Source organism: Mucilaginibacter ginsenosidivorans, from assembly GCF_007971025.1.
GTDB classification, from domain to species: domain Bacteria; phylum Bacteroidota; class Bacteroidia; order Sphingobacteriales; family Sphingobacteriaceae; genus Mucilaginibacter; species Mucilaginibacter ginsenosidivorans.
Genome location: NZ_CP042436.1, coordinates 4,154,359 through 4,166,896, shown reverse-complemented (window position 1 = coordinate 4,166,896; position 12,538 = coordinate 4,154,359). Strand labels below are relative to the sequence as shown.

Here is a 12,538-nt window from a genome sequence, read left to right as displayed (position 1 = left end):
TTAATTCCATGTCATTTCGAACGAGCGTAGTGAGGAGAAATCTTAAACGACATGTATAACAGACAATGCAAAGTGTCTAAGATTTCCTACTATCACTCGAAATGAGATGGGCTTTTTCAACTACCCTTTAACATCTTCCAAAGCAAAGTTGATCGGAACATTGTATTCTACTCTTACTTTGCGGCCGTTTTGTATGCCCGGGTTCCATTTCGGGCATAGCGACATTGCTCTGACAGCTTCTTTACCAGCGCCATATCCGGGTTCGCGCAGTACTTTAATGTGACTGAGCGAACCGTCCTTTTCTATAATGAAATTCAGAAATACTCTGCCCTGCACTTTTTTCTCTTTCATTAGAGTCGGGTACCTGATGGTTCGCCCGAGGAACTCATAAAACTTATTCATTCCGCCCGGAAAGGTAGGTGCCTGTTCAACGGCGGTAAATACCGGTTCTTCATGTTTCTTTTGCTTGGTTTGGCTGGGTTTACCATCTGCCACGCTTCCGCCTGCAGGTCCGCCGTTAGCGGCCGAAGATAAGATCAGCATTAAAGCAATGAGCGGGATCGCGCAACCATATTTAACAAGGGCCTTTTTCTGCGATTTATTTCTTTGGATCATCATAATACGCTGTTTTAATAAATTCTGGTTAAAAAATGTGTTAACTAAAGTGTTTGTTGGTGTTTCGAACGTTTGACTGAATAAAAGCAACGCATACTCCTTTTTATTATTTGCCCTGCGCAGCGCACCTTCATCGGCAATAAACTCATGCACATTTTTTATCTCTTTTCGAAGTAAGTATACAGCGGGGTTGAACCAGTTGATGATTACCACGATCTCCATCAGCAACACATCCACCGTATGCCATTGCGCTGCGTGGATATTTTCGTGTTCGCAGATCAAGGGGTTGGATGACCCGCCGAGGTTTATCTTTCTGAAAAACGACCATGGGGCAGAGGTATCCGCCCGGTTTATAATTCTTAGTACAATCAAAAGCCTGCCCAGCAAGTATATTGAAAGGATTGCCACCCCGAATATATAGAGCAGAAATATTATTTCCATAGGTGTCCAGGTTTGTGCTACCGAAACGGGGTGTGCCAGTATGGTTACCGGTTTCAGGTAAATGATCTTTAGCTGCCGGGCCAGGTCCGTTTGCTGCAGCCAGCCCGCCTGGATAACAGGAAGGGTAAATGACAGGAGCACCGAGCCAAGCAGGTACGCCCGGTTCAACTGGAAGAATGTCTCTTTCCGTAAAAATAGTATATAAAAACCAAGAAATACGGCAATATATACATTAGCGAGTACGATGTATTGTGTCGTTTGCATAGGGTTCGGTTTATAATCAAATTTTTAGTTATTCGAAGTTATATAAAGAAATATAAATTACCAACTAAAATTTTAGTTTATTTTAATTCGTGTTAAAACGGGATCGATCACGCCCTGGTTGTGTGAAAAAGTTTAGTAAAATACAATCGGGGAATTGTTGCTTTTAAACGTAATAATCTGCTATAAATTGTAACATCGGCGCTTAAAGCCTGTGTATTTATGAGTTTTAGCTTATATTTGGCACCTGCTTATGAGCATATTTGGTATTATAATTCTATCAGCAAAAAATGAAAGATAAGTACGAGCTTGTTGTGGGTTTGGAGGTGCATGCTCAGTTATCTACATTAAGTAAGGCATTTTCTTCTGATTCGGCAGCGTTTGGGGGCGATCCCAACGAGCACATTAGCATGGTCTCACTCGGTCATCCGGGGACATTGCCGATGATCAACAAAAAAATGGTAGAATATGCCGTGAAGATGGGCCTGGCTTGTAATTCTACTATCAATCTTAATAATACTTTCGCCCGCAAAAATTATTTTTATGCCGACCTGCCAAAAGGCTATCAAATAACCCAGGACCAGGCGCCTATATGTATAGGCGGCTCGGTATTGGTTAGATTGTCCGACGGAACGCAAAAGGAAATCGCTATCCATCATATGCACATGGAGGAAGATGCGGGGAAAAGCATGCACGACCAGCACCACGCCGATTCGCTGATAGACCTGAACAGGGCAGGGGTACCGCTGATCGAGATCGTATCCGAACCGGATATCAGGAGTGCCGAAGAGGCCGGTCAGTATCTTACCGAAGTACGTAAGTTGCTGCGTTACCTTGAAATATGCGATGGGAACATGGAAGAGGGCAGTATGCGATGCGATGCCAATATTTCGGTGCGACTGAAAGGGGACACTGCGTATGGAAACCGCTGTGAAGTAAAGAACATGAACTCGATACGCAATGTACAGCGCGCTATCGAGCATGAGTTTGAACGCCAGGTAACTATCCTGGAGCAGGGCGGCCATATCGAACAAAATACATTGAATTTTGATGCCGATACCGGCGAAACATCTGTTTTGCGTTCCAAAGAAATGGCTAACGATTATCGCTATTTCCCCGAGCCTGATCTGCAGCCGCTATTCCTGACCAATGAATACGTTAATACTGTAAAAAAAGGCCTCCCGGCCTTACCGAACGAGCTTTATGAGAAATATACCTCGGCGTTGGGATTACCTGCCTACGATGCTGCGGTGATTACCGCCGATAAGGAAATTGCCCTGTATTTTGAGGAACTGATAACGCATACGGACAATTACAAATCTGCTGCAAACTGGCTGATGGGGCAGGTGAAGTCGTATTTGAACGAAAATGGCAAACAGATTACAGAATTCGATATTGAACCGGCTAAATTGGCCGCGCTGATCGGCCTGGTTGACAGCGGTAAGGTTAACAATTCGGTTGCTGCTCAAAAGCTGTTCCCGGCGATGATATCGGAAAGGTCGCTAACTCCCGAAGAACTGGCGAAGGGACTGAATTTGCTGATAACCGCAGGCGAAGACGATGTACAACAGTTCATCAGCCAGGCTATTGCCAAGTTCCCCGATAAGGTAAAAGAATACCAGAAGGGGAAGAAAGGCGTTTTAGGACTATTTATGGGCGAAATAATGAAGCAGTCGAGAGGTAAGATAGATCCGCAAAAGACCAACCAGTTATTGATAAAAGAATTAGAATCAAAATAAATGAAGAAAAGTATTGTTATCAATTGTTTTATTGCCTTGCTGTTAGTAATAGCAAGTTCATGCAAGGACAACAAAAGTTTTACCATATCAGGGACCGTTACAAACCCGGGCAGCCTGAAAAAAGTGTACCTGTACCAGGCCGATAGTTCTGGTTCGGCAGGTGGCGGACTTTCTATGGTCGACTCCACCAATCTAAGCGAAAACGGTAAATTTACATTTAAACGTCAAACCCCTTATGCCAACCTTTATGATATTAAGGTGGGCGAAAATATATTCGACCTGATAGCGAAAAATGGGAATGATATAGAATTTTCGACAAATCTGCAGGACAGTACGCATACTTATAATGCAACAGGCTCGGAAGATGCCGATAAAATGAAGGAATTCAACCGCATTAACAATGTTTACAATACGCGCATCAAAAAAATAGTAGATGAGTACAGGGACAAGTCTCAAAAATTAGGGCGCCCGTCAGATTCTCTGGTTAATGTTTACAGGCCGATGATTATGAAAGAAGTTGGCCAGCAAAGTGAAGAAGTGCTGAAATTTGCAGAAACCAATGTTAATTCGTTAGTCGGATTTTATGCATTAACAGGGCTTGAACCGACACGCTATGAACAGCAAATGGTAGCTTATGCCGATAAAATAAAAGACAATTTTAAAGATAACCCGGATGTTCAGCGCTTTCTGCGTCATATAAAAGAGATCGCACCGCTTTCTGTAGGCCATAAGGCGCCGGATTTTACGACAAGCGGCCTTGATGGCAAGCCTGTTAAATTGTCAGATTATAAAGGTAAATATGTTCTGGTCGATTTTTGGGCCTCGTGGTGTGCGCCGTGCCGGGCAGAAAACCCTAACGTGGTAAAGCAGTATAATATCTTTAAATCAAAGGGCCTTAATATATTGGGAATATCGCTCGATGTAGATAAAAGATTGTGGGAACAGGCTATAAAAAAAGATGGGCTAACCTGGAACCATGCCTCGGACCTGAAGAATTTTAACGGACCGACAGAAGTATTATATCATATAGAGGCCATTCCCTCGAATTTTATGATAGACCCGCAGGGAACCATCATTGCAAAAAACATTACAGGTGCAGATCTTGAAGAATTTTTAAACAAAACGTTTAATAAGGCTCAATTGTAAGTTAAGAAAAGGTAACACTTAACAATTTGTTAATATTTAGGTAACTATTTGCTTTTCTTAAGCTCATACATTTATGCAAAATTTCAACCATGAGCACATCTGCTAAACAAAAAATTTTGATTGTTGATGACGAGCCGGATATATTGGAGCTGATTGAGTACAACTTAAAGAAAGAAGGTTACCAGGTTTATACAGCCCGAAACGGCCAGGAGGCTGTTTCGGAGGCCAAGAAAGTGTTGCCCGACCTGATCGTCCTTGATATCATGATGCCCAAGATGGACGGTATTGAAGCCTGCCGCATCATGCGTACCATGCCCGAGTTCAAGAACACTTTTATGGTATTCCTGACAGCAAGGAGCGAGGAATATTCCGAAATAGCGGGTTTCAACGTGGGCGCCGATGATTACATAGCCAAGCCTATAAAACCAAGAGCTTTGGTAAGCCGCATCAACGCCATCCTGCGCAGGAACGCACCTGCCGAGGAAGTAACCGACAACAAACTGGAAATTGGTGGTTTGGTGATCGATCGTGAAGCTTACCTTGTTTTCCAGAAAGGGGAGAAGGTGGTGTTGGCCAAGAAGGAGTTCGAATTGCTTTACCTACTTGCATCCAAACCAGGCAAGGTTTATACCCGCGAAGTGATCCTGAAAAATATATGGGAAGATTCGGTAGTAGTTACTAATCGTACTATCGATGTGCACATCCGCAAGCTGCGCGAGAAATTAGGAGACGATATTGTTTCGACGGTCAAAGGCGTCGGATACAAATTTGAAGCATAAAGCAAAGGCCCCGGTTTTCGGGGCCTTTGTTGTTATTTGGCTGTGGCCGACTTTTTAGCTGTAGTTTTTGGTGATGATGATTTAGCTTTTGCCTCAACAGCTTTAATCTTATTATTGGCTTTAGCTTTTACAGCCGCCGCTGATTTCTTAGCCTTTGCCTTCTCTTCCTTAACAGCAGCATCAGCTTTGGTTTTTGCATCGGCTACCGAATTTTTAGCTTTTGATTCGGCAGATGCGGCTTTGGCTTTAATGACCTTTATTTTAGTGTTAGCTTGCGCTTTTACGGTTGCCGCTGTTTTTGCTGCTTTTGCCGTTACACTTTTTTTAGCCGTAGCTGCTTTTTTCGCAACTACCTTTTTTTCTGATGAAACCTTAGCTTTTATATCGTCTATTGTATCGGCTGCTTTCTCTTTTACTTCTTCGGCTGTTTCCTTGGTACCATCCCAAAGGTGCTCGATCGTTTCTTTTACCTTCTCGAAAAATCCCTTTTCTTCAGGTTTAGTTGAGTCTGTATTCATGTTTTGATAGTTAGATATTAGTTGTTTTACAACCACTATAACTCAGGTACCGGCATTATTGTTTTGTGATCGCCAATTGTCCCGGATCATAGTCTTAACATACCCTCAATAATTTTTGTGGTTCGTTTTGCTCACAATTCCACATACTTTCCGATTGGAAATTCAATAGAGATAAGCTATGCAGTATGTTGATAATTATTTTGTTATGCATCAAAGCTAAAAGCTGCACCCGATTGTAACATATGAGTTACGTGCAGTGTATGGGTATGAAAATTGTGAAAACTAAACAAGCAGGAGTATCCCCTTATCGTTCCCGGCTCTTGCGCTTATTCTGTTGATGGAATTATTAAAAAAGCTAAACTGTAACAATAATGGATTACCGTTGTTGCTACTGTAAATCGTCGTTACTGTAATTTACTAATAATTGATTCTATGAAAAAAACCCTACTATTATCCGCTATGGCGGCTGTGTTCCTTTTTGGATGTAAGAAGGACCACACCTCACCAGGTACCACTGCTCAGAAAAAGTACCCGGTTACGTTTAACATGAAAGACTTTACGCAGACAATTTCAAGCGTGAGCGGCAAGCAGCAGGTTAACAGTCTCAAAGTCGATTCGGCAACAGCTAATGTTGCTGCTTACACTACTGTGCTGCATCTGACGATTTTTAACTCGGGCGGCAGCATGATACGCGAATTTAGACAACTGGCAGGGGTTGCTAATTATGGTATTATTGTAGACTCCCTCGCTAACGGTACCTACACCGTAGTAGTTGATGCAGGACAAAATTTCCTCGAGCTCCCGGCGACATACGGTAATGCAACACTTTCGTTAACCAATGCAAAATTGTTTTATGATACCAGGGATAATGGTGGAACTCCGGTTTCAGTTCGAGTTTGGGACGGATTGTGGTCGGATACTTTTTTTGATAAATTTCAACTGACAGTTAATAATGGCGCTGTTAGCCAAAATGTAACCCTGCATAGGATAGTAGGTAAACTCGAAGTAGATTTTAATGATGTTATTCCCACAAATGCAGCCAGGGTTGATATGTTCCTTAACAAAGAGGATTTTGAATATGGTTTTGCAACCGCGAGTCCGCAATTGGCTGATACTATCACCACTCATTTTGTTATTCCTGATTCAGTAAAAGGAACATCTAATTATAAATTTTCGCAAATAGTTCTAAATACGACTACGCCTTTTAGCGTTTCCCTCACCGCCTATGACAACGCTAACCATGTTATAGCCACACATGCTGTATCGAACGTTACCTGCACGGTTAATCAACGTACCATACTTTCAGGTAATTTTTCAAACACGGTTAACAATAATAACAATGGGTTTAGCATATCGGTGGACCCTAACTGGAGTACACCTTCCACCGTGCATTATTAATTGTCAAACTTTAAAAACCAGAAAGATGAAAAAATATATATATAGTGCATTGGCCATATTAATTGGGCTGTCTTCGTGTAAAAAAGAAGCCGTTAACAAGACGAACAGTGGAAAGCTTGTTAATGTATCGTTCAACCTAAGTTATAATAAATTGACAGGAGCTTTTAATGTGACAAACAAAACAGGCAAACTGTCGACCAATAGCTTAGCAACTACTGCTGTTTCTGATACGACGATAGGGGCAAATGCTACAGTGTTATACGTCGGCGTATACCAGTCAGACGGTTCAAGGCTGTTTTTGACTAAGCAATTGGCTACTGATACAGCTTTTGGCAAGGTGAATTATAATTTACCAGCGGGCAATTATACGTTTGTTTTCGTAGCAGGACAAACCGGTTTGAATTATGACTCGTCATCGTCACCAACATTAAGCAGTGACTTTGCAAGTTATAGTAATTCGCGTCCTAATGGGGCACAATTTGACTTTGGCTTTAGGGATACGTTCTTCCAAAAAGTCAGCTTAACTATTGACAATACCGGTATAAGTCAGAATATTAATCTGAAAAGGATAACTGGCCAGATCGTTTTGAATATCGAAGACGCAATACCCGCTAATGTAAAGTACCTCATCATGTATGTCTCCGACGCGAACGGTTTAAACACACGGGCATCATTTTCTTTTAATACAGCCGCACCTGTTGGGGTTGACGGCGACCTGTATGTAAGTTCGTCTGTCGATACGCCTCTTACGGCGGGGCAAAAAAATAGAAAACTTGCCATTATGCTTGTGAATGCCGGCCGGCCACACCAGGTAAGAGTAATAGCTACAGACAGAATGCCATTGCCCGGTGTGGCTCCCGGAGGATACTATGGCCAAACGGTTGCGAATTTTACAATAAGTGACGTTCCTTTACAGGCTAATCATAAAACTATTTTATCAGGGAAATTATTTGGTGGCAATGGTACAGTTAATACTGGTGGATTCCAGGTCACGGTCGACCCGACATGGGATCCGACAATAACCACTATCCCTTTTCAATAACGCCCCGAACGTTTATTGGATAAACCGTATCTTTGCCGGCTATGAAGTTTCCGAAATTTGCCGACCTGGTACTGTTTGAAGATGATGACGTGATTGTGGTAAATAAACCGCCTTTCCTTAGTTCGCTGGACGAAAGGGAAGGCGGTGAAGTTAATTTGCTGCGCTTGGCCAAAGCCTATTGGGATGATGCGCAGATATGCCACCGGCTGGACAAAGAGACATCTGGCGCGCTAATAATTGCAAAGAACGCCGAGGCTTACCGCAGCGTATCGATGCAGTTTGAAAAGCGGAAGGTTAAAAAAGTTTACCATGCCATTATCGAGGGGACGCATGTATTTGAAGACCTGAAAGTCGATCTGCCGATTTTGAATACAGGTAAAGGCAATGTGTCCATCAGCCGGCAGGATGGCAAACTGGCCGAAACCTGGTTCCAGTCGCTAAAATATTTTAAGCATTATACTTTGGTGGAATGCCGCCCGGTAACCGGGCGTATGCACCAGATACGCATTCACTTGGCTACACAGCGCGCGTCCATCGCCGGCGACGAGATGTACAAGGGTAAGCCTGTTTTCCTGTCGGAGATCAAGCGCAAATATCATTTAGGGAAAGACCAGGAGGAGCAACCTATTATGAAACGCTTTGCCCTGCACGCTTACGAGGTAACGTTTAAGCTGATGAAAGGCAAGGATATCACCATTCATGCGCCGTACCCGAAAGATTTCGAGACTTTGTTAAAATTGCTGGAGAAGTTTGACGCTTAGCGGCCAAACATTTTATCGTTAAATGCCTGCGATTTTCCCCGCGGTATGGTCATTGATTTCCACTGATCGCCCGCCAGCATCTTCCCGATAAAAACGATCTGCCCGATATGGTAAGGATAATGCGCCAGTTGACGGTTTATAGCTTCGGCCACGGAATGTGTTTCGGCACGAATAAGTACGATCTTATTCAAATCATCGTCTGTTAACGGGTTGATCGCATCAAACAAACACTGCCAGCCTTTATCCCATTCAGCTATCATTTCGTCACGATTTTTGATAACCGTATCAAATTCAGCTTCCCTGTTGCGCCATTCTTTTTCGCCGTCGGATGTCAGGAAATCCGTCCAGCGCGAAAGCATATTCCCGCTGATGTGCTGTACGATCATGGCTACGCTGTTGCTTTCGGCATTATATTGCCAGAAAAGTTGCTCATCTGTTAACTGCGCAAATGTTTTTTCAGCAACCGATCTGTAATATTTGAATTGATGCAGGGCGCTTTCAAGATAAGTTTGAGCATTTTTCATAATCGTCGGCTATTGATTACACGCAAAAATAATTTCCCCGGCGCATAACCAAACCGATAAGAGAAATATGACATCCGGCTAACTTTTTTTAAACAACAGAAAATGCTGGATCGGCAGAAATTCCCCGTCCCCAGCCAACTGGAAACCGTTAGCTTTGAGCTCTTTCAGAGCCTGACCTACTGTCATTTTGTGAAGCGCCCTGATCTCAACTTTCGGGTCCTCGGCCCGGTATTCAATCAGTAATAATCTGCCGTTTGGCTTTAAAGCTTTGCGGATGCTTTGCAGCATTTCGTGGGGGTACATCAACTCGTGGTAAACATCAACCATGATGACAAGGTCGATGGCGTTTTCCGGTAATCCGGGCGATTGCTCTTTGCCTTTAATGACGGTCACATTTTTTCCATCAAGCTGGCCAGCTTTGTTTTTCAGGTAGGTAACGGCATTGTCCTGTATCTCGACGGCATACACCCGCCCCTGCGGTACTTTTGAAGCTATCTTAAAGGTATAATAGCCTGTGCCTGCGCCAATATCAGCCACTACGCTGTTTTTGCCGATCGGCAACTTTTCTATGGTCAGATCTGAATTTTCCTCCTTTTGCCGCGAGTTCCTTTCCAGCCAGGCGGAACCCTTAAAATCCATAATATTTGCAATCTCGCGGCCGAAGTAAACTTTGCCGGTCCCGCCGTCCGACGGTGTTTTATGCGTGTAAACGCTGTCATGCTGCGGCAAGGCAAGCAGACCGAAATTCAGTAATACTATAAAAGCCGACCGCATAAGCATAATCACTTAACACCGGCCGGCTTAATAAGTTTATTTCACAGCTAATTAATAGCCCAGTATTTTCAATACTTGTTTACTGTTCTGTTCTTCGCCGAACACTTCGAAATTAAAGGTCTCGTCGCGGTTGCGGCGGATGAGTACGTGCTTGGGCGATGGCAACAGGCAATGATGAATACCGCCATACCCGCTAAGTACCTCCTGGTAAGCCCCGGTGTTGAAAAAACCCAGGTATTGCACTTTGCGCGTTTTCGGCATAAACACACTGTTCATGTGCGCTTCCTGGTTATAGTAATCCTGCCCGTCGCAGGTGATACCGCCCAGGTTCACACGTTCATATTCCGAATCCCAGTTATTCACCGGCAATAAAATATATTTCTGGTTCAGGGCCCATACATCAGGCAGGTTAGTAATAAACGATCCGTCCAGCATCAACCAGCGTTCACGGTCGTTTTGCTGTTTACGGCCCAATACTTTGTATAAGATACCTGATGCTTCAGCAACGGTGTATTTACCGAACTCGGTTATAATGTCCGGTTCCACGGTATCGTTTTCAGCACATATTTCTTTTATCCGGCTAACGATCTCGTTGATCATGTATTCATAATCAAAATCAAAAACCAACGAATCCTTGAAAGGCATGCCGCCGCCAATATCCAGCGTATCCAGGTCGGGGTTTATCTTTTTGAATTTGCAGTACAGTGTCACATATTTCTCGAGCTCGTTCCAGTAATACGGCGTATCCGAAATACCTGAGTTGATGAAGAAATGAAGCAGCTTTACCTTAAAATTAGGATTGTCCTCTATTTTGTTGTGATAGAAATCGATAATATCCTCCAGGCGTATGCCCAGGCGCGAGGTGTAAAATTGCGAGTCGGGCTGCTCTTCTGCTGCTATGCGTATCCCCAGGTTGCAGGGAGTATCCATTTCAACCTCGTCATCGTAGATGTTGAACTCCTCTTTATTATCCAATACCGGGATGATGTTTTTGAAACCATCATGCAACATGTCGATAATGTAGGTTTTGTACTGAAAAGTTTTAAAACCGTTGCATATCACGGTCATGTCCTTTTTCAGCGCACCTTTTTTTTCCAGCGCATCTATCATCGGCATATCGAAAGCCGAAGATGTTTCGAGGTGAATATCGTTTTTTAATGCTTCTTCGACTATATGCTTAAAATGCGAGCTTTTGGTACAATAGCAATATTTGTAGCTGCCCCGGTAATTGTTTTTGACTATGGCCTGCTGAAAAAGCAATTTCGCCTGCTGTATCTTTTTAGAGACCATAGGCAGGTAAGTAAAACGCAGCGGCGTACCGTACGTTTCGATCATTTCCATCAAATTGAGATCGTTGAAATATAATTCATCATCAATGATCTCGAATCCTTCCTGTGGGAAACCAACGCTCAGATCGAGAAATTCCTGGTAACTCTGCATTCTTTAAAATTTTGGCAAAAATGTAATTTTTTAATGGAAAATATCGGCACGCAATGATACATTTTTTATCGTTGTAATGTAATTTGTTTGTGGGGATATAAAAGTTGCCGGAAAGCCACTACGGATAGTGAAATATATGCCATTAATTTGGGGGTAAATGCACCTCTGCCATCATGCAGCGGGCACTGCCGCCGCCATTGCTTTCGATAGTGTTTATGTCGGCATAAACAGGTTTACTGAACGAGCTTAATATGGCTTTTTGGTCGTAATTCAGCGAATTCCAGGCGCTTTTCGACATCACGACAAGACTTTCACCTAATTTGTTTTCAACCTCGAGCATATTACCGGCGAAGTGGTTCATCTGATCAAATGAGATATCGATCACCTGTTTTTTGGTTTTTTTGAACGAATTGAGAAGTTGTTCTTTTTCCCCGTTGTCCTTTATACTTTCCAGGCATATAACAACGAAGCCTGAGCCGACACACATCAGCACATTGGTATGATAAATATCCATGGCGTTTTCGTCGACGGCATGAAAAAGAACCGGTTTGAACCCGCTTTCTTTACAAAATACATCCAACACTTCTTTGTCTGTCCGTGGCGAAAGGCAGGCATAGGCTATCTTATTTTCGCGGTCGAGCACCATGCTGCCGGTGCCCTCCAGAAATTTATGTTCGTGCTCAAAACGGCTCAGGTCGACCACATGCTTTACGTTGAACCTGTCCTCAAGGCGCATAATAATATCCTCGCGGCGCTCCAGCCGGCGGTTCTCGGCCATCATCGGGTATAGGAACACGTTTCCATCGCCATGGAACGATACCCAGTTATTAGGGAAAATTGAATCCGGCGTATGCGGCTCGCTGGTATCGTCAACCACGATCACATCCACGCCATTTTCGCATAGTACGCTTACTATGTTGTCAAATTCTTTAAGCGCCCTGGCCTGTACCTGCTCTTGCTCTGCATTCCTGTTCTGAAAAGCATTACTGCCCGCGGTCTGTTCGTTAAACCCAAAATTTACCGGGCGGATCATCAATATGGTCGAAGTGGTTTGTTTGATGTTCATAGTTGATAGATAATGGTTCATGGCCGATGGTGTT

The 12,538-nt window shown here is 43.4% G+C and carries 12 protein-coding genes; 6 read left to right on the top strand and 6 right to left on the bottom strand.

Annotated features, from left to right (window positions below):
• Positions 1-120: 120 nt before the first annotated feature.
• Positions 121-1,320, bottom strand: coding sequence for a M56 family metallopeptidase (locus tag FRZ54_RS19020; RefSeq protein WP_147033408.1), 1,200 nt, complete (start codon positions 1,318-1,320; stop codon positions 121-123).
• 287 nt (positions 1,321-1,607) lie between these two features.
• On the opposite strand from FRZ54_RS19020, the gene gatB reads away from it, so the two are divergent.
• From gatB to FRZ54_RS19005, 3 genes are all read left to right on the top strand, one after another.
• A complete protein-coding gene (gatB, locus tag FRZ54_RS19015; RefSeq protein WP_147033407.1) occupies positions 1,608-3,056 on the top strand; it encodes an Asp-tRNA(Asn)/Glu-tRNA(Gln) amidotransferase subunit GatB in 1,449 nt (482 codons plus the stop codon).
• Positions 3,057-4,202, top strand: a complete 1,146-nt coding sequence (locus FRZ54_RS19010) for a TlpA disulfide reductase family protein (protein ID WP_147033406.1) — start codon at positions 3,057-3,059, stop codon at positions 4,200-4,202.
• A gap of 89 nt (positions 4,203-4,291) precedes the next feature.
• Positions 4,292-4,981, top strand: coding sequence for a response regulator transcription factor (locus FRZ54_RS19005; RefSeq protein ID WP_147033405.1), 690 nt, complete (start codon positions 4,292-4,294; stop codon positions 4,979-4,981).
• Between the two features lie 32 nt (positions 4,982-5,013).
• Here the strand turns inward: FRZ54_RS19005 and FRZ54_RS19000 are convergent, their stop codons facing one another.
• On the bottom strand, positions 5,014-5,499 hold the full coding sequence (locus FRZ54_RS19000; protein ID WP_147033404.1) for a hypothetical protein: 486 nt from the start codon (positions 5,497-5,499) through the stop codon (positions 5,014-5,016).
• Positions 5,500-5,931: 432 nt separating this feature from the next.
• On the opposite strand from FRZ54_RS19000, the gene FRZ54_RS24550 reads away from it, so the two are divergent.
• The 3 genes from FRZ54_RS24550 to FRZ54_RS18990 are packed head-to-tail and all read left to right on the top strand — an operon-like array spanning position 5,932 to position 8,700.
• Positions 5,932-6,897 carry a hypothetical protein gene (locus FRZ54_RS24550; protein WP_187359673.1) on the top strand — a complete coding sequence of 322 codons (966 nt, stop codon included), beginning with the start codon at positions 5,932-5,934 and terminating at the stop codon, positions 6,895-6,897.
• Positions 6,898-6,922: 25 nt separating this feature from the next.
• Positions 6,923-7,939, top strand: coding sequence for a FimB/Mfa2 family fimbrial subunit (locus FRZ54_RS18995; protein WP_187359672.1), 1,017 nt, complete (start codon positions 6,923-6,925; stop codon positions 7,937-7,939).
• Positions 7,940-7,980: 41 nt separating this feature from the next.
• Positions 7,981-8,700 (top strand): RluA family pseudouridine synthase, encoded by a 720-nt coding sequence (locus FRZ54_RS18990; protein ID WP_147033402.1) that lies wholly within the window; start codon positions 7,981-7,983, stop codon positions 8,698-8,700.
• On the opposite strand, the gene FRZ54_RS18985 is transcribed toward FRZ54_RS18990, so the two are convergent.
• The 4 genes from FRZ54_RS18985 to ctlX form a co-directional block, all read right to left on the bottom strand.
• Positions 8,697-9,224, bottom strand: a complete 528-nt coding sequence (locus FRZ54_RS18985; protein ID WP_147033401.1) for a DUF1572 family protein — start codon at positions 9,222-9,224, stop codon at positions 8,697-8,699. The genes FRZ54_RS18990 and FRZ54_RS18985 overlap by 4 nt on opposite strands.
• Positions 9,225-9,302: 78 nt before the next feature.
• Positions 9,303-9,998: a class I SAM-dependent methyltransferase gene (locus FRZ54_RS18980; RefSeq protein WP_147033400.1), complete on the bottom strand. Its 696-nt coding sequence runs from the start codon at positions 9,996-9,998 to the stop codon at positions 9,303-9,305.
• A 51-nt stretch (positions 9,999-10,049) separates the two neighbouring features.
• Positions 10,050-11,438, bottom strand: coding sequence for an arginine decarboxylase (locus FRZ54_RS18975; protein ID WP_147033399.1), 1,389 nt, complete (start codon positions 11,436-11,438; stop codon positions 10,050-10,052).
• A 142-nt stretch (positions 11,439-11,580) separates the two neighbouring features.
• Positions 11,581-12,504 carry a citrulline utilization hydrolase CtlX gene (ctlX, locus tag FRZ54_RS18970; protein WP_228462539.1) on the bottom strand — a complete coding sequence of 308 codons (924 nt, stop codon included), beginning with the start codon at positions 12,502-12,504 and terminating at the stop codon, positions 11,581-11,583.
• Positions 12,505-12,538: the final 34 nt, after the last annotated feature.